At 40.0% G+C, this 26908-nt stretch carries 24 protein-coding genes and 1 pseudogene; 1 reads left to right on the top strand and 24 read right to left on the bottom strand.

Going from position 1 to position 26908, the window contains the following annotated elements; all coding sequences use genetic code 11:
• Positions 1–168: 168 nt before the first annotated feature.
• From tnpA to dapF, 5 genes are all read right to left on the bottom strand, one after another.
• On the bottom strand, positions 169–630 hold the full coding sequence (tnpA, locus tag BN3282_RS04250) for an IS200/IS605 family transposase (RefSeq protein WP_059066847.1): 462 nt from the start codon (positions 628–630) through the stop codon (positions 169–171).
• A gap of 228 nt (positions 631–858) precedes the next feature.
• On the bottom strand, positions 859–1272 hold the full coding sequence (locus BN3282_RS04245; protein WP_059066846.1) for a hypothetical protein: 414 nt from the start codon (positions 1270–1272) through the stop codon (positions 859–861).
• 95 nt (positions 1273–1367) lie between these two features.
• The gene (locus BN3282_RS04240; RefSeq protein WP_059066845.1) at positions 1368–3809 is read right to left on the bottom strand and encodes an ATP-dependent Clp protease ATP-binding subunit; all 2442 of its coding nucleotides are present in this window, start codon (positions 3807–3809) and stop codon (positions 1368–1370) included.
• A 12-nt stretch (positions 3810–3821) separates the two neighbouring features.
• The gene (locus tag BN3282_RS04235) at positions 3822–4190 is read right to left on the bottom strand and encodes a GntR family transcriptional regulator (RefSeq protein WP_059066844.1); all 369 of its coding nucleotides are present in this window, start codon (positions 4188–4190) and stop codon (positions 3822–3824) included.
• 80 nt (positions 4191–4270) lie between these two features.
• The gene (dapF, locus tag BN3282_RS04230; RefSeq protein ID WP_059066843.1) at positions 4271–5128 is read right to left on the bottom strand and encodes a diaminopimelate epimerase; all 858 of its coding nucleotides are present in this window, start codon (positions 5126–5128) and stop codon (positions 4271–4273) included.
• 171 nt (positions 5129–5299) lie between these two features.
• On the opposite strand from dapF, the gene BN3282_RS04225 reads away from it, so the two are divergent.
• A complete protein-coding gene (locus tag BN3282_RS04225; RefSeq protein WP_059066842.1) occupies positions 5300–6148 on the top strand; it encodes an AraC family transcriptional regulator in 849 nt (282 codons plus the stop codon).
• On the opposite strand, the gene BN3282_RS04220 is transcribed toward BN3282_RS04225, so the two are convergent.
• From BN3282_RS04220 to BN3282_RS04130, 19 genes and pseudogenes are all read right to left on the bottom strand, one after another.
• On the bottom strand, positions 6126–7448 hold the full coding sequence (locus BN3282_RS04220; protein ID WP_059066841.1) for a sensor histidine kinase: 1323 nt from the start codon (positions 7446–7448) through the stop codon (positions 6126–6128). The genes BN3282_RS04225 and BN3282_RS04220 overlap by 23 nt on opposite strands.
• Positions 7438–8118, bottom strand: a complete 681-nt coding sequence (locus tag BN3282_RS04215; protein WP_059066840.1) for a winged helix-turn-helix domain-containing protein — start codon at positions 8116–8118, stop codon at positions 7438–7440. Before BN3282_RS04215 ends, BN3282_RS04220 begins: the two co-directional genes overlap by 11 nt.
• Before the next feature lie 24 nt (positions 8119–8142).
• Entirely contained in the window at positions 8143–8799 is a 657-nt protein-coding gene (phoU, locus tag BN3282_RS04210; RefSeq protein ID WP_059066839.1) for a phosphate signaling complex protein PhoU, read from the bottom strand.
• Between the two features lie 3 nt (positions 8800–8802).
• Positions 8803–9051 (bottom strand): annotated as a pseudogene (gene pstB, locus BN3282_RS04205) (phosphate ABC transporter ATP-binding protein); the annotation flags it as partial.
• Positions 9052–9359: 308 nt separating this feature from the next.
• Positions 9360–9743, bottom strand: coding sequence for a DUF6262 family protein (locus BN3282_RS04200; RefSeq protein WP_059066837.1), 384 nt, complete (start codon positions 9741–9743; stop codon positions 9360–9362).
• Complete coding sequence (locus BN3282_RS04195) at positions 9709–11391, bottom strand: tyrosine-type recombinase/integrase (protein WP_242866584.1); 1683 nt, start codon at positions 11389–11391, stop codon at positions 9709–9711. Before BN3282_RS04195 ends, BN3282_RS04200 begins: the two co-directional genes overlap by 35 nt.
• A gap of 190 nt (positions 11392–11581) precedes the next feature.
• A complete protein-coding gene (locus BN3282_RS04190) occupies positions 11582–13366 on the bottom strand; it encodes a tyrosine-type recombinase/integrase (RefSeq protein WP_059066836.1) in 1785 nt (594 codons plus the stop codon).
• A 19-nt stretch (positions 13367–13385) separates the two neighbouring features.
• Positions 13386–14501, bottom strand: a complete 1116-nt coding sequence (locus tag BN3282_RS04185; protein ID WP_059066893.1) for a tyrosine-type recombinase/integrase — start codon at positions 14499–14501, stop codon at positions 13386–13388.
• A gap of 179 nt (positions 14502–14680) precedes the next feature.
• A complete protein-coding gene (locus tag BN3282_RS04180; RefSeq protein ID WP_059066835.1) occupies positions 14681–16654 on the bottom strand; it encodes an ATP-dependent DNA helicase in 1974 nt (657 codons plus the stop codon).
• Positions 16655–17409: 755 nt separating this feature from the next.
• Positions 17410–17883, bottom strand: a complete 474-nt coding sequence (locus BN3282_RS04175; RefSeq protein ID WP_059066834.1) for a hypothetical protein — start codon at positions 17881–17883, stop codon at positions 17410–17412.
• A gap of 83 nt (positions 17884–17966) precedes the next feature.
• Entirely contained in the window at positions 17967–18170 is a 204-nt protein-coding gene (locus BN3282_RS15180) for a hypothetical protein (protein ID WP_182440483.1), read from the bottom strand.
• A 198-nt stretch (positions 18171–18368) separates the two neighbouring features.
• Complete coding sequence (locus tag BN3282_RS04165) at positions 18369–18809, bottom strand: sigma factor-like helix-turn-helix DNA-binding protein (protein ID WP_059066832.1); 441 nt, start codon at positions 18807–18809, stop codon at positions 18369–18371.
• A 345-nt stretch (positions 18810–19154) separates the two neighbouring features.
• A complete protein-coding gene (locus BN3282_RS04160; protein WP_059066831.1) occupies positions 19155–19856 on the bottom strand; it encodes a response regulator in 702 nt (233 codons plus the stop codon).
• Positions 19849–22533, bottom strand: a complete 2685-nt coding sequence (locus BN3282_RS04155) for a sensor histidine kinase (RefSeq protein WP_059066830.1) — start codon at positions 22531–22533, stop codon at positions 19849–19851. Before BN3282_RS04155 ends, BN3282_RS04160 begins: the two co-directional genes overlap by 8 nt.
• A 67-nt stretch (positions 22534–22600) precedes the next feature.
• Positions 22601–23095, bottom strand: a complete 495-nt coding sequence (locus BN3282_RS04150; RefSeq protein ID WP_242866583.1) for a hypothetical protein — start codon at positions 23093–23095, stop codon at positions 22601–22603.
• A gap of 34 nt (positions 23096–23129) precedes the next feature.
• Positions 23130–23777: a potassium channel family protein gene (locus tag BN3282_RS04145; protein WP_059066828.1), complete on the bottom strand. Its 648-nt coding sequence runs from the start codon at positions 23775–23777 to the stop codon at positions 23130–23132.
• 13 nt (positions 23778–23790) lie between these two features.
• The gene (locus tag BN3282_RS04140) at positions 23791–25122 is read right to left on the bottom strand and encodes a TrkH family potassium uptake protein (RefSeq protein ID WP_082667456.1); all 1332 of its coding nucleotides are present in this window, start codon (positions 25120–25122) and stop codon (positions 23791–23793) included.
• Between the two features lie 564 nt (positions 25123–25686).
• Positions 25687–25878 (bottom strand): hypothetical protein, encoded by a 192-nt coding sequence (locus tag BN3282_RS04135; protein WP_059066827.1) that lies wholly within the window; start codon positions 25876–25878, stop codon positions 25687–25689.
• A 22-nt stretch (positions 25879–25900) separates the two neighbouring features.
• A complete protein-coding gene (locus BN3282_RS04130) occupies positions 25901–26635 on the bottom strand; it encodes an MBL fold metallo-hydrolase (RefSeq protein WP_242866582.1) in 735 nt (244 codons plus the stop codon).
• Positions 26636–26908 lie beyond the last annotated feature (273 nt).

Here is a 26908-nt window from a genome sequence, read left to right as displayed (position 1 = left end):
GGTGGCTCGGGACGCGGGCTCTAAGCCCGCCCTACTTGGCCGCGCCTCAAGGCGCTGGCTTTCTCTTTTTACGCCATGGGAAGTCTACCCTTTGTAGCCTTCCCACGGCTCCGTTCAAGCCACATTGCTATTGACTCGTCGCTGCCCCTAAAGGGGTGTTTGTACTACTCAGCCTTGACCCTTAAAAGGGTCTTCATATTCTTTCACACTGAGTTTGTCTTGCATAATATCCGCTTTTTCCTGTTCTTGTATATACTTCTTTATCGCGGCTTCATTTAATCCGACTGTGCTCACATAGTATCCTTCCGACCAGAAATGACGATTCCCAAACTTATACTTTAAATTTGCGTGTCTGTCAAACATCATCAGCGCACTTTTTCCTTTCAAGTATCCCATAAATGATGATACACTGATTTTCGGCGGTATACTTACCAGCATATGCACATGGTCTGACATCAGATGCCCTTCCAATATCTCCACTCCTTTGTAACTGCACAATTGTTTCAATATATCCCGCAAATCATTTTTGTATTGATTATAAACAATTTTTCTTCTATACTTGGGGGTGAAGACGATGTGATACTTACACATCCACTTCGTATGTGCGAGCGAATTCGTTTGCTTTGCCATTGAAATCACCTTTCCTTTCTTTAATAGTGGCCTGAACACCTCTATTATAAAGGAAAGGTGATTTTTTGTATAACTAACGTCGCGCACCCGCATAGCAGGTGGATTATATTTCGCACGTTTCCGTTTCTCTGTTGAGAAACTCCAACGTACTCAACTGGGTCTATCCGACCCCTATTAAATTTGGGGTGGATGACAAACATCCACCCCAACTATCTGTCCATTCTAAAATCAGTGCTTTTCCACTGTTACCTTTGCGCTTTCGTCTGCACTCAGTTCAATACTTACACTAAGCTTTCCACTTAGATTGGTCGTCATTTTCCCCGCAGATTTATCGTTGATCCATACTTCATATTCACTTTCCGGCTCCAATTCCAATGTAAACTGGACATCTTCAGGAGCCGTCACTTCAAATACCACCCCTGTATCTGTCTCTTTAAATCTCTCTACACTGCTTCCCGGTACAGACTCATACACAAACATGCCGTTTTTCTCTAATTTCGTAATTTCAGAAAATGTCTTTACTTTATACATATCGCCTTCAAATTCGAAATTATCTAGTTTTGTCTTGGACTGTAATGTATAATCCCCAAAACTAAGTGTTCCGTCTTCTTCCGCGCGTAATAACTCTTTTACTGCTGCCATTTTCCTTATCCTCCTAGGTATTCTGCAAATCTTCTGTTTTTGAAGCTTCTGTGCTTCCTTTCCTCATTTATTATATAATAAAACCTCTCGATTTTCTACTGATTTTTTGCACAGTAAAACTGGATACCTTTCTTGGAGGCTCCGGCTTCTACCATATCGCCTTCATGGATTTCTCCATTCAATACAGCCTCAGCGATCTTATCTTCCAATTCTGTCTGAATCGCTCTTCTAAGCGGCCTTGCGCCATATTTGGCATCTGTGCCTTTTTCTACGATATATTTCTTAGCCGATTCGCGCAGCTTCAGCTGGATCTGCATTTGTTCTTTCAGACGTTTTGTAAATTCTTTACACATCAAAGAAACGATCTTCTTCATATGGGCTTTCTCTAATGCGTGGAAAACAATGATCTCATCTATACGATTCAAAAATTCCGGACGGAAGATCTGCTTTACCTCATCCATTACGTTCTGCTTCATTTTTTTATAATCGTCTGCCGGATCCTCCTTTACGGCAAACCCCAGTTTCTTGGGTTCTACGATTGCCTTTGCTCCGGCATTGGAAGTCATGATGATCACAGTATTGGAAAAATCCACTTTTCTTCCCTGCGAATCCGTAATGTGTCCATCATCTAAAACTTGCAGCAATATGTTGAACACATCTGGATGCGCTTTTTCGATCTCGTCAAATAAAAGGACGGAATAAGGATGTGTCCGTACCTGGTCACTCAGCTGACCGCCTTCCTCGTGTCCTACATATCCCGGAGGAGAACCGATCATCTTTGCCACAGAATGTTTCTCCATATATTCAGACATATCGACCCGTATCATCGACTCCTCGTTTCCAAACAGCGCTTCCGCGAGTGCTTTGGATAATTCCGTTTTTCCAACCCCAGTAGGACCAAGGAATAAAAAGGACCCAATCGGACGTTTTGGGTCTTTTAAACCGACCCTTCCTCTTTTTACGGCCCGCGCCACTGCACTGACTGCCTCTTCCTGCCCGATCACTCTTTTATGCAGTTCCTGTTCCAATTTCTGCAGACGCTGCGCATCGCTCTCCGCCAGTTTCTGCACCGGTATTTTTGTCCAGACAGAAACAATCTCTGCTATATCCTGCTCTGTCACAGAAGGATGCAGACTAGAACTTTTTTTTGCGAACCGTCTTTTCATGTCTTCCAGTTTCTTTTCTGCCTCTTTTTGTTCTTTCTGGATCAGTGCGGCTTCCTCAAACTGCCCCGCTTTTATCTTTTCTTCTTTTTCTCTGATCATATCACGGACCGCATCTTCTGTCTCTTTTAATCTTTCAGGAACTTTATATCCTTTCAAACTGATACTAGAACATGCCTCATCCAACACGTCGATCGCCTTATCCGGAAGGTTCCGGTCTGTAATATACCGTTTGGACATACTGACTGCGGCTCTGAGGGCATCCTCTGTAATAATAACATGATGATGTTTCTCATATTTTTCTTTGAGGCCTTCCAAAATCTCTGCGCACTGTTCTTTTGTCGGTTCTTCTACAGAAACCGGCTGGAATCTGCGTTCCAAAGCGGCATCTTTTTCAATATATTTCCTGTACTCGGCAATGGTCGTTGCTCCGATCAGCTGCAGTTCGCCCCTCGCCAATGATGGTTTCAAAATGCTGGAGGCGTCGATCGCGCCTTCCGCACCGCCCGCACCGATGATCGTATGGATCTCATCTAGAAACAAAATAATATGCCCGCTCGCCTCTACTTCCGCGATCAAGCCTTTCATACGTTCCTCGAATTCCCCCCGATACTTGGAACCTGCGATCATGCCAGGAAGATCCAAAGTATAGATCTTTTTCCCCTTCATAGTCTCCGGCACAACACCGGAAGCAATCCTCTGCGCCAGTCCCTCAATAATGGCGGTCTTTCCGACACCAGGCTCTCCCACCAGACAAGGATTATTTTTTGTCCTGCGCCCAAGCACCTGCATAAGCCGATAAATCTCTGCTTCACGCCCAACAACCGGATCCAGTCTCCCCTCTTCCGCTCTCTGCGTCAGATCTGTTCCATACTGCTCAAGCATGCTCCCTTTGCCTTTTACCTCTTCCTGCAGTTCTTCCTGATATTCCTTGGCATCCACACCGACCGCCGTCATGATATCCTGAAAAATCTTCTGCAGATTAATGTTCAGTGTAATCAGCACCCGTGTCGCCACACACTCCACATCCCGTATCATGGAAAGAAGCAGATGTTCTGTCCCAATATCTTTTGTATGAAGCCTCTGTGCTTCTCTTGTGCTGTTTTCTAAAATATATACAAACCGTGGGCTCTCTTTCGGATTTTGTCCATTTAAGACGTCTGCCTCAGGTGAGATCAATTCACCTATAAGACGGAGTATCTTTTCCTCCTCCACGCCGTTCTGTGACAGAATCTGCCCTGCCACGCCTGTATATTCGTTCCTAAGTCCAAGCAGAAGATGTTCTGTCCCGACATAAGGATGTTTTAATTTTTTCGCCACCGTCTTCGCATATTGAATGGCATGCAGCGCCTGTTTTGTATACTGATCCTGCATATATCCCTCCTGTTATTCGTATTCATCAAAGATCTCATCTACCAGAGTATGGATCTCTTCCCGCGAAATATTCTTGCATCTTCCCTTCGCCAGAATGATCTGCATCTGGTGTTTCATCTCTTCCAACGCCTGTAGCTTATCGATATTCAATGCAATGACTGCGCCGCGCCGTTTATCCAGACTGATAAACCCCTCCTGCTTTAAGACACTGTATGCCTTATTGACCGTATGCATATTGATGCCTACTGTGTCCGCAAGCTGTCTGACCGACGGCAGAGAATCTCCTTCCTGCATCTTAGATGTCGCGATTCCCAGGATGATCTGATTGCGAAGCTGTATATAAATTGCCTCTTCACTGTTAAAATCTATCTCTATCAGCATGTTCTTTTCTCCTCACTGCATTGTTATAGATATAATAGCACAAGACAGCAATTTTTCAAACCGAAATTTTATTTTTCTCCTTACAACGTCCTAAGCAGTTCTGTAAATTCATTTCCCAGACGTATCTCCGCTACATAGAATACTTCCCCGGTCATATACGCTTTCCAGTTCTCGTCAATCTCTATCTGCAGTTCTCCGCCCGGCATATGCACGATCACTTTATTTCCGCTTAATCCCAGTTTATACGCAACTCCGGCCGCAGCACATGCGCCTGTTCCATTCGCCATCGTATACCCTGCTCCGCGCTCATATGTCTCTATCGCAATGTTATTTCTGTCTATCACCTTCATGATCTCCGTATTCACTCTCTCCGGAAAATATCTGGCATACTCGGAATGTGTACCAATCTTGCAGACCAATTCTTTCGAAATTTCTTTCATCGGAATCACACAGTGTGGATTGCCGATAGACACACACGTCGCCGGATAAAGACTGTTCCCAAACACCATATCCTCGTTGATCACTTCTCTAGGCTCTCCGATCACCGGGATCTGACTGCTGTTAAAGCACAAAATTCCCATAGAGATCCGCAGCCTGCTGCCCACTTCATTTAAGTAAGCGATTTCCACCATGCCGCCGTCCGTCCTAAGAAGATACTGCTTCTTCTGGACATATTCTGCATCTTTTAAATATTTGGCAAATATGCGCACTCCATTTCCGCTTTTCTCAGCGATACTCCCGTCCGGATTCCAGATCCGCACCCCCATCTGCTTTTCGTCAAGAAGAGGTCCCTCCAGAATACCGTCTGCTCCTGCCCCTGTATGGCGGTCACACAGAGCTTTTACATTCTGCTCATTTAATGGCATTTCATTTTTATTTGGATCATATACCAAATAATCATTTCCAAGTCCATGATATCTTTCTAATTGTATTTTCATGCTCTCGCACACCTCCTATTTCTTTTATTATATCAAGCATTTTTTTCATATAGTACTTATATTATGCTTTCTATATTGCAAATAATGCTCTATAATATAAGAAATACCTATTTAGCAGACTTCTCATTTACAGCAAACCTGTATGATCCAAAATTTCTGGGAGGTTATCTGATGCCAAATTATAATAAGCGAGGCTATTTAAACAGTGATTTCCGTATTTTTCATCTGACCGATACTATGCAGAAGGAGTTCTCATTCCATTACCATGACTTCCACAAGATCACCATTTTTATCAAAGGGAATGTACAGTATTATGTCGAGGGAAAAACCTACACACTAAAACCATACGATATTGTCCTCGTAAACCGAAACGACATTCACCGGGTCCTAGCAGAGCCTGGTGTTCCCTATGAGCGGATCATCGTCTATATATCTCCTTCTTTCATGCACGCTTACCGCGACAAAGACTACGATCTAAGTCTCTGCTTCCAGAAAGCAAAAGAGGAACATTCCAACGTCCTGCGGATCCCCTCTCTTGAAAAAAGTACACTTTTCAAGATTGCCGGCAGACTGGAACATTCCTTTTCTGACACTGAATATGCAAATGACTTATATCGTCAGGTTTTATTCTTAGAATTTATGATCCACTTAAACCGTGCAGCCATCAAAAACCGGATCGAATTTCTCGACACCGCCCTGTGCAATGAAAAAGTACTAGATATCCTGCATTATATTCATGCACATTTGACAGAACCGCTTGATATAGAGCTGCTTTCTAAAACTTTTTATATCAGTAAATACCATATGATGCGTCTGTTTAAATCCGAGACCGGATATACGATCAAATCTTACATCAATTGTCGACGCCTTTTACTTGCGCGGGATCTCATCTGTACCGGCACTCCGGTCACACAGGCCTGCTTTGCCTGCGGTTTTCGTGACTACTCTGCGTTCTCAAGAGCATATAAGCAGCAATTTCATGAGACGCCCCGCCAGGTCACGCTTCCCGGGGAAACTTGATCTCCATTTTCGTTCCCTGCCCCTTGCTGCTGTCAACAGACACTTTTGCCCCATGCAGCAGCGCGCCGTGTTTTACAATGGACAAGCCAAGACCCGTTCCGCCGGTCTCCTTGGAGTGGCTCTTATCAACTCGGTAAAATCGTTCAAATATACGTTCCTGATGCTCTTTGGGAATACCAATGCCGGTATCTGTCACGATTACTTTGGGTCCTTCCAGCGTATTGCCGGCCCACACTGACACTTTTCCGCCTTCTATATTATATTTGATCGCATTCTCGCACAAATTATAGATCATCTCATCTATGATCTGCCTGATCCCCAAATACAAAACCGGTTCTCCTGTCACAACAAGCTGCACTTTCTTATTTGACGCCTGGGGAGCAAGACGGCTTACGATCTCTCTGCACAGTTCAAACAAATCTACTTCTGATTTTTCCGCCTCAATGGAGTCTTCATCCAGCTTGGATAACTTGATGATGTCCTCCACCAGTGTGATCAGACGACGCGCTTCTTTATATATACGCTCCGAAAACTTTGGAATATCCGCGGGACGCACCATGCCGTTTTTCATGATCTCCGCATAGCCGGAAATAGAGGTAAGCGGTGTTTTCAGTTCATGAGAAACATTTGCCGAAAATTCCTTTCTCATATTGGCAACTGCTTCTTTTTCTTTGTTTTGCTTATCCATTGCCTCCAAAAAAGGAAGCAATTCTTCATAGACAGGATTCTCAAGAGGCTCTTCCAGATTTAGTTCATTGATGGGTTTGATCAGACGAGCAGTCTGCCATTTTGCCAGAAACACAGCGACCACGATCATAACGGCCATCAACGCCCCCATATAGGGCAATACATGCAGAGCTGTATATACGAGGCTGTCCATCGTCTTCGCAACACGAAGAACCGTACCGTCATCCAAAAGCAGGGCATAGTAATATAATTCCTGCCCGACTGTATTAGACATCCGCACATCCTCACCATATCCTTTTTCCAGCGCCTCTTTTACCTCTGCGCGCTCCCTGTGATTCTCCTCTGTCTTTCCTGCACTCTTTGAATCGTAGAGTACATTTCCCTTTTTATCGATCTGCGTCACACGGGTATTTAAATCCACTTCATCCATCTTTTGCAGATATCGGGAGCCCGAGATATTGATCGCTGTACGGATATATCTTGCTTCCTGCCTGACTTCTTCCTGCAAAAGAGAAAGATTTCTGTTATATAAAAGCAACGACAGCAAAATATAAAAAAGAAGTAACGTTCCCACCAACACAAAAACCATGCTTCTCTGGATTTTAGCCTTCATTCGCTCCTCCTGCTCTGTATCCCACCCCTCTTACAGTCTCAATGATCCAGCCTTTATCCCCAAGCTTCTGCCGCAGCGTACGGATATGTACATCCACAGTGCGAGTCTCTCCGTCAAAATCGTATCCCCATATATCCATCAGAAGCTGATCTCTGGTCAGCACAATATGCTGGTTTCTCATCAGTCTTTCCAGTAATTCAAACTCTTTTAGCGTCAAAGTCACCGGTTCTCCATCCACTGTCACTTCATGCTTTTTAACATTCATGAGCACACCTTCGATCTCCAGATCCGCCTTATCCGGTATCTGTCCGCTTCTCCTAAGGACCGCCTTGATCCTGGAGACCAACTCCATCATCCCAAATGGTTTGGCCACATAGTCGTCCGCTCCGGAGTCCAGCCCAATGACCTTATCATATTCCGCGCCTTTTGCCGTTACCATGATCACCGGGATATCCTTTGTCTTAGAAGAACCTTTCAGTTTTTTCAAGAGGGTCAGGCCATCATCACCAGGCAGCATGATATCAAGCAAAATAAGCTCTGGCGTATCGAACGCCAAAGCCTCCATAAACGCTTTTCCTTCGGCAAACCCTTTTGCCTTTAGCCCTGTAGATTCCAGTGTATATATCACAAGTTCACGTATGTTGTCATCATCCTCTACGCAATAGATCATCTTCTCTTCTCCTTCAACCCGCTTTTAAATCTTCGCGCCGTCTTTATGTACGCCTGTAATAGAAAATTCTACCCATTCCGCAATATTCGTAGCATGATCGCCGATACGCTCCAGATATTTTGTCACCATGATCAGATCAAAAATCTTGTCTCCGTTGTGACCTTGTTCTGCTTTGATATAGGAGATCATTTCATCTCTGATCGCATTAAAATACCCATCCACAGTATCATCTTCTAACATGACCTTCCGAGCAAGTTCCAGATCCTTCTGTACATATGCCGTCACGCTCTCACGCACCATTTTACTTGCCGTAGACGCCATAATACCGATCTTTTTGATATCCACTTCCGTCATCTGATTGGAAGAGATTACAATTTCCGCTATATCAGCAGTCTGATCGCCAATACGCTCCATATCTGTGATCATCTTCAAAGCAGCCGAAATTCTTCTTAGATCTTTTGCCACAGGCTGCTGCTGCAATAAAAGTTTCAGGCACAGCCGCTCTATATCCTTTTCCAGCTGATCGATCTCTTCGTCTGCTGCCATGACCGCCTTTGCCTGTTCTACATTTCCCTGCCGCAAGGCCTCTGTCGCTTTCGCGATCGCAATCTCGCACAATTCGCCCATATGAGTAAGCTGTTCATCCAACAATTGTAACTGTCTGTCAAAACGATTTCGCATAAATCAACCAAACCTCCCTGTAATATAATCTTCTGTTCTTTTATCTGCCGGTATTGAAAACAACTTTTCTGTATCGTTATATTCTATCACTTCACCCAACAGGAAAAACGCGGTATTGTCTGAAACACGTACAGCCTGCTGCATATTATGTGTTACCATGACAATAGTATAATCTCTTTTCAGTTCCATCGCAAGGTCTTCAATTTTCGATGTAGAGATCGGGTCTAAGGCAGACGTTGGCTCGTCCACCATTTCTAGTAGGGTACCCTCAACCCCTTGTAAACACTGGGCTGTACGGCGTATAATTGAGTGTTTTGTGTACTCTTTTAGTGGTATTTTCCCCCTTGGGGAACGATAATTTGTTCTCATTTTGCTTTTCATACCTTCTATCTTTTCTTCATTTTTTTCACAACATTACATTTTACTGCTGTGATACCATTGTACGAAAATCATGTAAAATCGACTACCACCAGTTTGTTAAATCAAAGTAAAATTTATATGAAAGACCAACAGACGCATATATTTGCGTCTGCCATCCAGAATTTGCTATTTTACATTCTTTACAAATTTTTAATCGTATTCAATGCACGTTTTCCAAGTGCCTTTTTTAACCTATTGTTTTCTTCCTGCAACGCTGCTATTTCTTTTAACAGCTTTTCATTCTGTTCCTCTAATAACTCAATTTTTCTTTTTTGTGCGATATTGCCTATGTAACGCTTGGGACTTACCATACCCGCCTGCTGTTCCACTGCTCGGTCTAACAAAGCTCGTACTTCTTCGTTTTTGTAAAAAAATCCTCTCGATAAACCCGTCTGCTCTATCAGCTTTGTTACGGTGACTTTTTCTCCATTTTCCAGCATTTTATAAATTTCTTTCTTCGCTGTATCAATTTTTCTCTTATTTCTCTTCTTATTTACAGCTAACATCGTATCGTACTTGTTCATATTCCTCGCCCCATCCATCTAAATTTTCCAAGATCATCTGCGATAACCTTTCTCGTACTTTTCTTGTTTCATCTGCCAGAATCTGATTGCTCATTTTACGGTAATATTTTACATTGTGAACGCTGCTGTGTCCCAGCAATCTTGCGATGGTCCAGTCATCCAGATGCATTTCTGTCAGCTTTACACCATAGTAGTGGCGGTACATATGTGTTCCGAAGCCGAATAATCTTCCATAGTCATCCCTCAAGTCTTTCTCCCGTATCATCTGTACAACCTGTGTCTGTATCCAGTTATATTGTGCTGGTAAAGACGGATCGGAATCCCTCACAAAAATGTATTCGGTCTCTCCATATTTTTCCTTTGTATATTGTATGGATCGCTCGATCAGTATTGCCACTTCTTCACTGACAGGCTTCTCATACGGGTGTGTTTTCATCTGTCGGATATGAACTACTCTGTCTCCCGTTTTCCCTCTAAGGCAATCTGTCCGAAGGGTAAGTGTGTCTGAGATTCGTGTTCCAAGCATCTGATGTATGATCATTAGTCTGGCTATCTGCTCATTCATTTTTACGATTTCTGCATTCAGTCTTTTTAATTCCTCATCAGAATAGGTTCTGAATTCTGCTCTTGCAGTCGGTGGAATATCTCTGTTAATGATCAGATTTTCCAAAACAGGGTACTTATAAGTTTTTCCAACCGCTTCCAGCAATGCCCGCAATCTTGTAAGTTCCGCATGCAGTGACTTTGTTCTTGTCCTGTCCGTTTTCAAATGGATCAGGTATTCCTCAAAAATGTCTCTGTCTAACTCTCCAAACGATTGTATTTGCGGATGTTTCTTATACAGATATTCCGTCAAGCGTTTTCCTGCGGTCATTTCCTTTGAAACCGTAGCGATTGCTTCCTTTTGAAGCAGTAGATAAATTCCTTTTTTTATTTCATTTTTCATATCGGACTGACGGATATTTGTGAAATTCAATGTTTTGTATTTCTTGATTGGATTGTTTTTTATCTCAATGGAAAGGTTTTCTAATTCCCAGACATCCTTTTCTGTCTCATCTTTCCACATATCCGCATAAGTAAAATCCAGCATCCGCAGCAGATAAGAAATATTAGGATTCCTGGTCATACCATCTTTACTATATGAGCTTGGACTTTTTCTGTTTATCTGGATTCCTTCTGTCATCAGCCATCGTTTAAACTGACGCTCCCATTTCTCTTTTGACTGCTCACGCATACTTTCTGCACAAACAATTCTGCTGTTTAAAAATCTACAGATTTGATTATAATACACCCGATGTTGGAATGATGTTCCCAGTGTATAAATTCTGGCACTTTCTCTAATGTAGGCAGCCCATTCCTCCCGAAACTGTTCCGTTGGCAGTAAACTCAGATCAAAGTATGGATCTCGTCCACACTTCTTACGTTCCTCCTCACTGGCTTTTTGATAACATACCAATTCTTTGAAGTAGATTCTCTGTCCTGACATTTCTGATTCAATAAAATCCAGCATATGCAAAAAGTATAAAATGATAGGTGTTCGTTCTCTCCAGTTTTTATTTTTATTGGATTCCCGATACGCTTTCAATCCTTGTGATGAAACCCAGCTTTCAAACTGCTGTCCCCACGCTTCTTTTGTATGTTCCTTCATACTCTCTACCCGTAGGCAATTTATAAATTCACACACCCGTTTGAAATATACCGTTTCCTGTTGGACGCTGCTTAAAGATTTTACTTCTCCGCAGTGTCTAATATAGATGCCCCATTCTTCTTGAAGTTTTAAAGTTGGCAGTTTCCCTATTTCAAAATATCGTTTACTGGTATTTTTTTCTCGCTGTTCTTCAGTCGCTTTTTGGTAGCACTGTAGTGTCCTTATGTCTATGGCTTCCTCCATGCTTCCACCTCTCTTTCAATCCAACTGCCAGTGAACTATCTGTTTCCTTAAAATATGCTTTGCTTGCTTCCTCAATCCGGCGTGGCATGTAATCTATATATTGCTGTGTCATTTCTTCATAGGCATGCCCTAGATAATCCCTCACACTTTGAAGCGGCACTCCCTCATCATAAAATACAGTAGCCAGTGTGTGCCGATACCCATGTGCCTGGAACATATATGTTCCATCTCCTATCTGGTATGTTTCACACAGCTTTTTCATTCGGCATCGAAATGTGGAGCTGCAAAATGCACCGCCTTTCTGGTTTTGAAAGACATAATCTTCCGGCTTTCTCCGTTTCTTTTTGATATATACCTGCATTAGCCTGTATAATGCTTCCGGTATGGGAATCCGTTTATAATTCCTCATTTTCACCTGATAAATCTGCATCCAATAATCATCGTCCTGTCTGTAGTACTCCTTTGCCTTGATCGTACATACTTCGCTGATCCGCATTCCCACTGCCCAGAGATGCAGGTACATCAACCGGATCTCTTCCGGGAAATATTTCAGATTCTTTAATATTTCCTTGGATACCACTTCTTCGACTGAACGATCATGGTGTCTATATATTTCTGCCTTTAAGTAATATTCTTTATGAAAAGGGATTCTTTTAACCTGATATCGTGTCAACAGATACTGATAAAAATGATCGACAGCTTTCACATAGCGGTTAAAAGTATTCGGATGTATCTTTTTTTCTTCTATATATTTAAAGAAAATATCAATTTTCTCTCCTGTCAGTTTTCTGGCATCCTTAAATTCTGTTTCATTATAATAAGCCAGAAATCCTTGTATATAATGTGATTCTTCCCGAAGGCTACTCAGTGATAACGTGGAGAGTCCAACCCCATACTTCATATACTCCTGAAGCAACTTCCTATTCTGCAAATGCCTTACTGTCTGAAAAGTAATCGTCCGCACCATATTGCTTTGGTTCACTCTTTCTTTTTCAAAGCAGAATCTGGAAAGATACCACACATTTGCATCCCAATTGGTTTCTTTCGCTTCTGTAAATACCACTTCCCTGCAATAATCAATGATGCGATTTGGCTTCTTTCTCCGTTCTTCCAGATATTGCCGGAATGCCGCCTCGTCCTCCGTTTCCAGATATTCAATATCTTCGATCCCTCTTTCACAACAGAAGTTATAAAAATATTTTAGATGTCCTAATTTCTCTGCTCTGTAACTGTTGCTATAATCATCTGCGATCAGTTTTTGCAGGCTCTGAAAAATCTGTCTTTTCATCCGTTCTGGACTCTTTTGTTGGAAATCCCATACCAGTGCTTTTTTATCCGTAGTTTTGTTAAATCGGGAAGCCACTTCCTGATCTGGATAATATAGAAGAAACCATATTTTATTTTCATATAGTATCTTCTGGTTTCTTCCCAGTAGCGAATTTGCTTTTTCTCGGATTGCATGGCGTTTGATCCAATCAAAACCTGTCAGATATTTTACCTTTGTTCCATGAGTCAATTCGGGACTCAGCCAGCTCTCGTATTCCTGCCGATGGGTATAGTCCAACTCTTCTATGTGCCGGATTGCCTTTTCTTTCATATAGCTTTCCACACTATTCCGGATAGTTCCTACCACCTCTGTACAGTTTTCCAGTTCCTTATGCAATTGGATTTGTTCTTCTTCGGTCAATCCTTGCTGTGGTAATCCCCATGTCTGTATGGAAAGCACTGGCATCTTGTATCACCTCGATTCTTTATAATAATTCCTGCACTCCATATAAAGCAGAATGCTTGTTATAGAATTCCGTACTCGCCTGCTTCAGCTTGTCATCCATTAAATTCAGATATCTGGTCGTTGTATCTAAATGTCTGTGTCCAAGAGACTGACTGACAAGTTCCAGCGGCCAGCCGGAATCCCATCTTGCGTTAGCGAAATATCTTCGTAGCATATGAGGCGTGATCTTAATTCCTGTCTTTTTTTCCATTCGATGGAACATATCATACACGCTCGCCACCTTCATCGGTTTCCCTTCTGTATCTCCTGTGATATTGACAAACAGGTAATTCTGATGCTGAAGAATGTCCCAATATTCAGAAATATAAAACAGTAGGAAATCATAGGTATCTGTACTTAATCTGCCCGTCCTTTCTTCTGCATTCTTTGCCCTAGCATCGTTTACATTGTCATCTCGGAAGTAGACTCTGACAGAATGGTTTTCATAATCGATATCTTTTGTATAATCAATTCCCAGCAATTCTCCAATCCGAAATCCCAGTTCCGACGCCATCAGTATCAGCAGTTGATCCCGGCAGTTTGTACACGCTTCTAAAATAGACACGATCTCATTTTTCTCTGCAGCCCGGACTTCCCGTTCTTCTTCTTTCAAATATCCTGCAAAGGATCGAAACCTTAACCTTCGCTTCACTCCCACACTATTCGCAACATGGATCGTGCCATAAGAGAGTACCTGCAAAGGTCCAAATTGATCTTCTGCCATTTCTAAAAAGGAAAAGAACCCGAACACATTTTTTAGATATGTGTTACAGGTTCTGTTTCTTGGCGTTTTCTTCAGATTTTTTGTATGGTTTCCCGCTTTCAGCCATTGCAGGAAATCTGTGAAATGATTAAATTGTGCTTCATAATCCATCTGGCAGACATCTGTAAATCCCATTTGTCTGCCATCGCAGAAGTTCATATAGTAACAGATGGATCTCGCCAGACTTCCTACGGTGTTTGGAGACTCTTGAGCACGCGTCTTATGTGTTAAAAATCTTGTCGGAAGGAGTTCTATCTCCATTGTTTCCATATTCCGAATGAAGAAATATTTCACTTTTCCATCTCTGATCATTTCTACTTCGTATGCTCTCATATCCATTCACCGTCCTTTCCTCTAACGCTATACACATTATACCCACTTCATGTCAAAACGTCTATTCATCAATACCAACAATCCCTCGCAAAAGGGTTCTAAAACTGTACTAAACTTTTCCTATAAAAATGCCTGAAAATGAAGCACAAGCAACAAGGCTGGAACAAGAATTTCTTCTGTTATAGATAATATTCCACACCCTTCCGGCTGCGTATAAAATCCTGCACCTCTCCCAACTCTTCTGCTATCGGACAGGGTGGAAGGGCACACATCACATCTTCATGATACTTTCCGCCTTTTACAGCCCGAAAATCTAAAATAGAAACCACACAGGTATCTGTTTCTGTCCGGATGGCACGTCCAAACCCTTGCCGCAGTTTCTTCTGCATATCCGGCACAATAATCGCCTGGATATAATCTTCCAATGATTCATAGGTTTCTTTCTCCGCCTCGCTGATAGGATCTGGCACTGCAAAAGGCAGCTTCACGATAATCAGGGAAGACACCATATCCCCTGGAAAATCCACCCCTTCCCAGCAGGAGCCGGCTGCAAACAGCACCGCATTCTCCATTGTCTTAAACCGCAGGATCTCTTCCTGGGAATGCCTCCATACTTCCACCATGGGAAAGGGCAGGCTGTCTCTTAAAATCTGATACACACTTCCCATCAATGTGTAAGAAGTAAACAGTACCAGCGTATGCCCGTAAGTAGAACAGATCAGGGAATGGATATGGTTTGCCACCATCACTGCCTCTTCCCGGCTTCCTCTCCTGCAATGCTCCAGTGTCTTTGGCAAGTATAACAGACAGTTCTTCTCGTAGGAAAAGGGGGACTCTGCCACATATTCCTGCACGCCTGTCCTTTCTTCCAGCCCGGTGGTCTGCCGAGTGCGCAGAAAGCCTGTTCCTGCTTTTAGTGTTCCGCTGGTTAAGATAGCGGATACTCCTTCTTCCCGATCCCATAGCATCTTCCGAAGCAATCCTGGGATTTCCCGGCTGGCCGCACATAGAACGGGAATCTGCTCTGTATCCAACCGCAAATAACGGACATATTTCTCATCGCTGCTGCAAAAACACTCCAGCACATCCTTTGCCTCTTCCAGCCGGTTCCGTATCCACCTCGGAACACTTCGCTCTAATTTTTCCAAAAGAAATTCCAGCATTTCTACACCTTCCCACAGGGAAACCACACTATTTGTTGTATTCTGAAATGTTTCCCTGATTCCTTTTCCGATCCGCTGTTCTGTTCCGACAACACGCAGCGCATCCCCTACCACTGTCCGAAGGATTCTCGCCTCTTCTTTCTGATGCTCCCGTTCCAGATAATATGCCATTTCCCGGATATCATCCATACTCAGATTTTTCCCAAACATCTGCCTTGCCGCTTCCGGTAACTTATGGGCTTCGTCTACAATCAATGTCCGATAATCTGCCAATAAAGGCTTATACCCTTCTGCTCTGTGATACGCATCTGCCAGTAAATAATTGTGATTACAGATTTGCAGGAACACATCCTGTTTCTTGGATTCTTCCAGATACCTCTGATAGCGGCACATCTGTCTACCCGGACATTCCCTTGGACAGAACTTCGGCACACACACCAGCCTTCTATCAAACCCACTCAAATCCTTTACGGTATCCATATCATAATATTTTCGCAAAGACAGTAGTGCTTCTTTTTGGGCAGCATTCTTCTGTTTATGGCGGATTGCCTCGATTCGTTGTTCCAGCCTGTTGTCACAGACAAAGTGTTCCTTTCCTTTCCGCACCACTGCCCGAAGAGGAGACTGGATCATGCCTTGTTCCAACAGCACCCTGGATAAAAATGGAATATATTCTGTTACTATGGCTTTCTGCAATGCAATGCTGGAAGTGGACACCACCACCGGACGCTGTTCCAACGGATTTCCTCTTCCTGTCAACATAGAATACTTCCGCAATAGTACGCAGGCTACCAGATAAGCGTACGTCTTGCCAATTCCTACCCCTGCGTCACACAGTGCAATTCTTTCTCCCAGCAAGGTATCTAACATTTCATGGCACAAGCGGATCTGTTCTTCCCTGACCGCCAATCCCTGTTCCGGAAGCAGCACCCGGAAAATCTTCTCTACTTCCTGATGCGCCCTCTTTTGATATTCAACTTTGTAAAACATATTGCTTCTTCTTTCCGCATGACGTTAATACCACAAGGATACGGCTGTGGGATTTCCCACAGCCGCATATATCTGATATCAACGACACACTCTTTTTTGATTTCTTATCGTTTTTTCTTTAGCACCGTATTTGTCCTCGACTCCCCGGCTGCCGCACCATATCTATGGCAGGGAACATTACAGGCGGATGCTTCGCTTCGCATCGCTCGCAGATTTTCTGAAAGTCTTGCTGATTACAACTTAGAGTCCATCCTCTTCCTTTTGGGAAGAAATTCGTATCATTATCCCCCGCAGATGATCCTGGCGAAAGACCTGCAAAAGTCCATTCACAGCTATAAGGACTCGCTCAGAATGAGAACAGGCACTGACAGTTTTCTCACGAAATGATCCGCCCTAGTCTTGGTACAGACCTTGTCATAATCCTCCTGCAGTGCTTGTCCCCATCCGTCCTGGCGCTTATACTGTCACGCTTCTATCTTTGGGAACGTACCTGTAATGCTGATATGCGGTTGTCAAAGAACATAAGGTATTTACCCCTTTCATATATATAGCCGATAGGATATGCCATTTTTCTTCACCTTTTTAAATTTTTCATTTTTATTCTCTCAATCTCACTTAATATAAAAGTAAAAAACAGCTAATCCGAAAGTGATATGTACCCAGAATTCTGGGCACATATCAAAAGACTAACTGCTTTATAAGTATAGATATGAAGTTGTTAAACTTTTGAACTTTATTTGCAAAATACCGTTCTTTTACTTCTTATGTTCCTTTATATACTCACCTGACTCCCTAAAACTACCTTTTATTTCTTCATTTAGTTCAGAAAGTATTTCTTTAGCTTCATTTAATGAATCTATTGTTGTATCTTTCCCTTTCTTTGCGTATTCTATTTCTTTTTCTCGAATGCTTTGGCGGTTACTACGGTATGTCAAAAAAGTCATAACTAAACAAACTATTCCTATAAACCAAGCATCAGTAAAGAGTAATATTAAGCCTATTACTATAAATATTGTAATCGTGATATATAGAACAGGTTTAGTAACTCTAGGGTCGTCTGTTGAAAAAGAAACAGACCTCGCATGACCTTTGATATAATTGGATTCGCCAAAATGTCTTATATGGCCTAGTTTTCTTTCGTTAACAAATCCATCGTCAGGAGTAATAGTTGTTGATGTTTTGGTAAATTGTATTTTATTATTATCTGTTTTTATCGTTTTTCGTTCCATGATTTAGCCCCCATTTCAACTGTATATTCTTTCCCTTTTTATCATTCCTACAACTTTAATTTATAGCTTTCTGCATACCCCTATTATAACAATTCCATATATTTTTCACAACAAAAATCAGCATATCCCTTAATCTTTTTCTGTCTTTGAAAATGCACACTTTTGCTTCTTTCCTCTTGATTACCAACTACGGAAAAAAGACCTATCAAAAGTCTTGCCACCATTGATGATGCTTTGTACTCTTTAGATTTATTCAAAGGACGTGAATCAAGAAAGCCTTCTGGCATATATGCCTTTAACTCTGTGAGTATGTACCAAATAACAGTCAGAATCATACGACAGAGAACAATAATGGCTTTCTTGTGTCCGTAGCGTGCTTTTTTAGGACTCGCCCATGGTCACAAACCAAGAAAATCCCAAGCCAAAATGCTTGGGACTTTCCACTATAAATCAGTTCATAAAATTCTTTATTTCTGCGTTTTACATTAGCTTTTCTTTATCTCAGCACAGCACTTTTGAATTTTGCTTTTCAACCGACTCATTCTTGTATAAATAGTTTTCTCTGGCAAATGCAGATATTCCGATATTTCCTTTACAGTAAATCCCCAGATTTTCATAAGTATTATCTCCATTGTTTTAGGATCTGTATTTCTCAGAATTTCCCACAGTTGTTTATTTGCAATATGATCCAGTAGTTGCTCACTATTCAGTAAATTCATAGTTTCTTCTTTTCTTTGCGTATATAGTTTTTCTTGATCTGATGAATAATGATCCCAAAATCTTCTTTCTGCATTAAAGTCTTGCCAATCTAACTTACGAAGATATGCAATCTTATCTTCACTCATACCAGATTCTCGTAAAACTTTTTCTTCCTGTTCCTTCCATTGTTTCCATTTATGTTCTTCTTTTGCTTTCTGAAACGTCACCTTTCATTTCCTCCGATCTGATTTTTATTGAAATCAAATCAGAGCATGGCGGTGAACGTATTCTCTTGTCAGATATAACGTATGAACATTTAATTTTCACAAATGAAAAAAAGTGTCGCATCTTTATCCCGAATTACGACACCACAAAACATCACATATATCATTAAATATTTTTTCTTTTATAATGCTTGCATGTTTTTCATCTTAAACCAAATATATTATATTCTCTTCATCATATCACATTTTTTATTCACAACATTTTTATAAGCATAAAATATGGCAGACAAGAAAGTTTCCTGTCCGCCATACAAAATTCAACATTTAACATTTTCCCACAGCAATTTTTTATTCCACTCTTATCATCCGGTATCCTACACCAATATGCGTTTGAATATACTGTGGTGAATCCTCTGTTGGTTCTAATTTTTTCCGCAAGGTTGCCATAAACACACGCAGAGAAGCAATATCCGTATCCCAATTTCTTCCCCAAATGTTTTCCATAATAAAAGTATGAGTCAGAACCTTCCCCACATTTTTAGAAAGTAAACACAGCAACTTATATTCAATCGGTGTCAGATGCACTTCTTTATCATCAAGAAATGCACATCCAGCAGAATAATCAATCCTTAATTTACCATTCACAAACTCAGAATTTGCTACCATCATTTCCGCAGTCATTAAAGATATTCTGCGCTGCGTTACTCGAATACGCGCAAGCAATTCTTCAACAGAAAACGGCTTTGTCAAATAGTCATCAGCACCAGCATCCAGTGCCTCTATTTTATCATTATCCTCACTTCTCGCACTGATAACAATGATAGGCATATTAGACCATGAACGAATATTTTTTATCACTTCGATCCCATCCATATCCGGCAATCCCAAATCCAAAAGAACAATATCCGGTCTATGAGATGTTGCTTCCATAAGAGCCATTTTCCCATTCATTGCAACTACATGACGATAATCATTCGTCTTCAAAGTTGTTGTAATAAGATTACGGATTGATGTGTCATCTTCCACAACTAAAATCAATGGTTTATTCATATAATTTTACCTCCCCGATTGGTAATGTAAATGTAAATATTGTACCTTTAGGCTGATTATCAGATACTGAAATCATTCCCCCATGTGCTGTTACGATTGATTTACAGAGAGACAATCCAAGTCCAAGACTTCTTCTGCTATCTGCGACTTTATTTGCACCACTATAAAACATATCAAATATTTTGGTTTTTTGCTCATCTGGAATACCAGGTCCATTATCTGAAATAGAAACTACTACCCACTTACCTTGTTTTTTAGTATGTATATGGATCATAGAACCGCTTGGTGTGTATTTTATCGCATTATCCACAAGATTAATAATTACTTGCACCACTAATTTCACATCTATCTTAGCAAGAATCAATTCTTCTGAACTATCAACTTTTATACTATATTCTTTTCCTTTTCTATTAATATGTTTCAATGCTTCTGCGATTACTTCATCCATCAATTCTATTGTCTGATTTAAATTGACCTTTCCTCCTTCTATCCTGGTAACTGCCAATAAATTTTCCACAAGATTAATCAGCCACATAGAGTCATCATAAATATCCGCAAATGTTTGTCTACGCATCTCATCATCCATTTTCGCATAGTTTGCCATCAGATTTCCGGCACTTCCAGAAATCGATGTAAGGGGCGTTCGTAAATCATGAGATATTGCTCGTAATAAATTTGCTCTTAACTGCTCATTTTTAGCCAACACCGCTGCTTCTTCTTTTTCTCTTGCATTTTTTATATTTTCCAGAGCTAATGCACATTCCGCAAGAATTGACAAAAGAACACTGTTCTCAAAAGCATCAAGTGGATACCCATCCATAGCAATTCCTACTACTCCATAAACATGGTGATTTACTCTGATTGCTAAATATAAGCATTTTGCATTAGACAAAGTATCTGTAGTAGCTCCTGCATGCTTATTATTCTCCATAGCCCAGATTGCTACTGCTTTTTCATCTTCCGTTATTAAATCGTTCTTTTTACTTCCATCCACTCGAAACACAGTAGGTTCTTTAAGGGTATTTCCATCCGACAAATATACGACTAAATCTTTCTTCAGCAATTTCATAAGCTGTTCTGCCATTGCGTGAACAACCGCTTCTTCATCATTTTCTTTTTGTAACAATTGATTTGTCTCAAACAGGATTTTTGTTCTATATGCTGCAAGTGCTGCCTGTTTTGCGCTTCTCTTTAGTCTTGCTGCAAGTGTTCCCGCCAAAAGGCTCACTATGAACATGATCAAAAATGTCACAATATAATTCGAATCATCAAACATAAATGTCAAACGAGGCGTTGTAAAGTAAAAATTAAAGACTAAAACGCATACAGCCGAAGCCAAAAATCCACATAACCGATTTGTAGTGATAACTGAAATCACTAGAACCCCCAAAATATACACCGCTACAATATTAGTCTCGGTAACACCTAATGTATCAAATCCCAGCCCTATTATGGTTGATATTATTAACACAGCAATACTTTTTATGATGTCACTTATCGGCATCATATCAAGCTTAATCCTTCTTTTTTTCTCCTGGTAATAATCACCTGTACTTGTATCTGGAATTACATGAATTTCCAAATTCGGAGCACTATTTATCAATTTCTCCGTTAGCGTCGGCTTATCAAACATTCTTTTTTTAGCAACAGTACTACGACCTATCACAATTTGAGAAACGCCAGAAAGTCTTGCAAATTCAATAATCTGTGCTGGTACTTCATCTCCATAACTAGTTTCAACAGCAGCTCCTAATTGTTGTGCCAAGCGAATATTTTTTTGTAACTGGACTTTATCCTGCTCTGCCATAGGATTCGTATCTGGAGTCTCAACAAAAAGTGCAGTAAACGTCCCATGAAACGCCTGTGCCATTCTCGCTGCCGTTCGAATGATTTTTGCATTGGAAGGTGAAGCAGATAGGCATACTAAAATATGTTCCTCTGTATGGTAATCGCTTTTACTTTGTAACCTTGCATTTTCTGTAATCAGATTCACTCGATCTGCGCATCTGCGCAATGCAATTTCACGTAATGCCGTTAATTTCTCTAAGGTAAAAAAATTGTTACTCTTCTGGTTATCTGAAGAAACAGCCTTTCCTGACATTCTCTCTAATAGCTCTGTTGGTTCTATATCAACCAATTCTACCTGATCTGCTTTATCAAATACAGAATCCGGAATACGCTCTTTTACTAATATTCCTGTAATTGCAGCCACTACATCATTTAAACTTTCAATATGTTGAACGTTTACTGTTGTATAAACATTAATGCCCGCATTTAATAATTCTTGAACATCCTGATAGCGCTTAAAATGACGACTGTTTCCAATATTCGTATGCGCATAGTCATCAAGTAAAATTAAACCGGGCTTTCTTTTTAATGCAGTATCAATATCAAATTCGAAACCAGTAGTATCTCCAAGAGATACCTGCTTAAGTTTAATCTGTTCCAATTCTTCAAGCAGCAACTCTGTCTGTGGAGAATTATGTGTTTCAATATACCCTGCAACCACATCAATGCCATGTTCCTTTGCCTGATGTGCAGCCTGAAGCATCGCATAAGTTTTTCCAGTCCCTTCTGCATACCCTAGGAAAATTTTTACTTTTCCCTGATTTTTTCTATGTATATCATCGTGAAACTCTTGCAGAAATCTATCCGGCTCTTGTTTTTTTTCAGCCATCTCTCATACTCCTCTCTTTAAAACGCTTCTTATTGATTCATGATATACTTTTATATTTCTCTCTTATTTAAATATAATGTGATATTTCATCTAAGCATTTCAAGAATTCAACAATCACCTGCTCTTTATGATCTCGTTCCCAAAATGCTTTCAATCTGCTTTTTTTCTCCCCAACCAATTCAACAGTTACACTAGCCTCTGACATTATAGTAGAAGCACAAGATAATTCTATTGCTTTTGAACGGCAATCCGTATCCATTTTCACAACACTATTTTCTGGTAAAAATACCAAATCTAATTTATGTGCCATTAACGCTTCTATTAATTTTTCCTCAATTCCACTATAAAATTGTACTTCGGAATTGGGAAACTTTTTTTCGCATTTCTCAAAAGCTTCTGCGCAAGCATCAATCACATAAGGATTTGCAGTTCCAATTCTCAGATAGCGTTCTGATGACTCCAACAATTTCACTTGCTCTTTTCTACTATTTTCTAAAAAACGATCAACTCTTTTCATTAAAAAGAACCCTAGCACACCAAATATTATGATTACTACTGCCAATAGGAAGTCTGTCATAAATTCACCCCATTTTTAATTATATGTGAAAACATTTTTGCAAATCTTTATTGTTTCCAAGTACAAGCATTGTTTCTCCTGCTTCCAATACGGTATCCGGTGAAATTGTAAGTCTCAGTTTTCCTCCTTCTTTAATACCGATCACATTAACTTTATGTTTCTTTCGAATATCAATCATTCCAATAGATCTTCCTACCCACTCATTTGGAACCTGAATTTCATACATAGTATGATCTGAATCTAATTCTATATAATCTAAAATGTGATCTGTGCTATACCGAATAGCTGCCCACTTTGCCAATTGTTTTTCAGGATAAATCACTTCATCTGCTCCATTACGCAGCAAAAACTTTTCCTGCACATCTGTCGTTGCTCTGGAAACAACTAGTTTTGCACCCATTTCTTTCAGCAATGAAGTTGTTTCTAAAGAACTTTGGAAATCATGTCCTATTGCTACGATACATACATCATAATTTCGAACTCCCAAGGATTCCAAAAATTCTTCATTTGTACTATCTCCAATCTGAGCATTTGTCACAATTGGCAAAACAGCTTCTGCCCGTTCATCTGAATTATCTACTGCCATCACCTGATGTCCTAATTGATCCAGATGCGTTGCTATATGCCTTCCAAATCTTCCTAAGCCAATTAAAAGAATCGATTTCATATTTTTTCTCCTTTTATCCTACTGTAATTTTTTCTCGTGGTAATTTTGAAACATGGTGATGTGTGCCTGACAAAGCAGCAAAAATCAATGTCAATCCCCCTACTCTTCCAATAAACATTAATGCAATTAATATCACTCTTGATACCATTCCTAACCCTGGCGTAATCCCAAGAGAAAGTCCTACTGTACCCACAGCCGATGCAGCTTCAAATAAGCACGTAAGAATCGGAAGGTCTTCTGCAATACTAATGATAAGTCCTCCTGCTCCACACAAGGTAATATACATCAGAAAAACAGTTGCTGCATTTTTAATTACATCTCCATTCATCCTGCGTCCAAAGAAATTCGCATCTTCTCTTCGACGGAAAGTTGCAATCGCAATCGCAAATAATACAGCAATTGTTGTTGTTTTCATACCACCTGCTGTCGATCCTGGACTACCACCAATCAACATTAAAATAATTGTAATAAATTGTCCTGCTTCACTCATTGACGTTAAATCAACCGTGTTAAATCCCGCAGTTCTCGGAGTAACTGATTGAAACAAAGAGGAAAGAACTCGTTCCTTTAACCCAAGATCTGAAAACTCAAAAAAATAGAAATACAAAGCTGGCACCAAAATTAAAATGGCTGTTGTACTAATAATTACTTTGCTCTGCATTCTATATTTATGAATATGGAAACGATTTGCACGAATATCATCCCACGTTAAAAATCCGATTCCGCCTATTATAATCAATAACATAATCGGAAAATTTATCAGTGGTTCACCCGCATAAAGTGTCAAAGAGGAAAAAGGTGATTTCACCCCCATTAAATCAAATCCTGCATTGCAAAAAGCGGAAACCGAATGGAACAATGCCATCCATAACCCCTTAATTCCAAAATCTCTACAAAAAACAGGGGACATGGCAACTGCACCAAGTAGTTCAATCATTAGCGTTGCTTTTATTACAAAAATAGTCAATCTTACGATTCCGCCTACTTTTGGTGCTGCAATTGCTTCCTGCATTGTACTTCTCTGCATTAGAGATATCTTTCTACCTGCAATCATGGCAAAAGATGCAGCTACTGTTATAACTCCCATACCACCAATCTCAATCAATAACATAATCACAAATTGTCCAAAAAGTGACCAGTATGTAGCCGTATCAAACACAATCAATCCCGTTACACATACCGCTGAGGTTGAAGTGAATAATGCATCCGCAAAAGATGTAAATTCTCCTGTTTTAGATGAAATAGGCAACATCAAAAGCAATGTTCCTAAAAGTATCACACTAGAAAACCCCATAATAATAATTTGAAACGATGTCAGCTTCTTTTTCGATAACACCACTCCCATAATACAGAAACTCCTTTATTATCTTTATTCAATCTTTATAATATAATAACGCGCATAAAGAAAGGAAAAAATATATCTCTTCAGTATTAAGATTCCATAAAGATTATGTTCCTTTTCATTTATTCGCACATATACCCTATTTCTAACTATTTTACGATGCAAAAAAATTCCTTTATAAATGTTTTCATTATATTTCTTCTTAAAAACAGAGCAAATATAAACAATAATGTTATATCTGCTCTGTTTTTCATTTCACATTCTCCAGCCAAAATATAGCCACTGTTTTTATTTATTTTAATACACTCTGTTATTAGATACCGAAATTTTCACAACGACAAATGCTTCCTAATAAAAGTCCATTTGACTATATTACTGTATCACTTATGTCCGAATGAAGAAGCTCATCTGGCATTTTTATATTAAATTTATGATACAGATGTTGAACAAATTGTTTCTCCGTCTGAGAAAGAGGCTCTCCTGCTCGTTTAATCCATAAAAGCTCTAGTGTATAAGGAGTAGAATCACTAACCGGAATAGCACGTATTTGGGGATTTTTAAAACACCCTATAGTAAAAATTTCTTTAATGGATAAAAACGGAGCCATTCTATTTTTGATAAATAGTTTACTTGTGATACTTGAAGATTATCTCTTGCTTTAGCACTGTCATCGGCAATCTGTTGCATAAGCTGTCTTCTAATATAAGCAGGTGAATTTACGATTATAAATAATAACGCAATAAAAATAATAGTGTACATCGTTGTCCTCCTCCCTAAAACTTTATTTCTTTATGGCAGTATTGTTGGATGTAAAAATCGGATTCTCCAATTTATGATATAAATAAGGGAGTAATTCTTCTTTTTCCCATGGTTCGCAATGGCTTAAAATGCAATACTTACAATCTATTTTTTCTATCATGTGAATAACTGCTGATAATTCTTCCCTATCCATATACCCGTCATTGTAATAATCTTCACTCGTTGCATCCCCTAGAAAAAGAACCTTTTCTGTCGAAATATAAATACAGACAGCATCATCTGTATGCGTTGAAACAGAACGAAAAATATATACCTCTGCATCTCCTAAGTCTAACTGAAAATCTTTCGTAAATTCCATATCTGGCAATTCAATCTCTAACTTATTGCTATTCTCATATTCTTTTGCAAAATAAGCATCTTCCTTTTTTAGAATATCAATATAATTCTCATTTTTTGCTTTTTTCTGCTCTTCTTTTAAATATGCATTTGTTTTTTCATGTGCAACAGAAACACCACTTATTGCTCGCAGACCTAAAGTATGGGCATAATGCCAATGGGTAAGTACTGTAAAATCCGGTTTTCGAAATCCGCATTTCTGGATTGCATTATAAAAGTCATTGACATGTGACCGTGAATACCCTGCATCGATTGCCATAGAATAATCCTGCCCTACGATATATCCCAACAGAGGTCTTCCTTTTTCCGGATCATACGGTAAATAATATACTCTTTCCGTTAATTTCATAAGTTCCATCATGTTCACTCCTCCTGTCATGCATCCTGATAATGTTTTATCTGGCATTGTTTTATGATATTATTAGGATCTGTTTTCAAAAATTCTTACATAAAATAGACAAAATATACTTTTTTTAGTTTTTTCCGCTTATCTTATTGTCTGATTTTTTCAATTATTTTACCACAAACAGTAGAACAATTCTATATAAATTTCAAACTCAAAACAAAAATGAGATTAAATTTATATCTCCTTTTTTCAGTTTCGGCGGGCACCTAAAAAGGACAAAGTAGAACT

It is taken from the genome of Mediterraneibacter massiliensis (genome assembly GCF_001487105.1).
GTDB classification, from domain to species: domain Bacteria; phylum Bacillota; class Clostridia; order Lachnospirales; family Lachnospiraceae; genus Mediterraneibacter; species Mediterraneibacter massiliensis.
The sequence above is the reverse complement of the archived record's forward strand: the minus strand, read 5'-3'. Positions and strand labels throughout refer to the sequence as shown.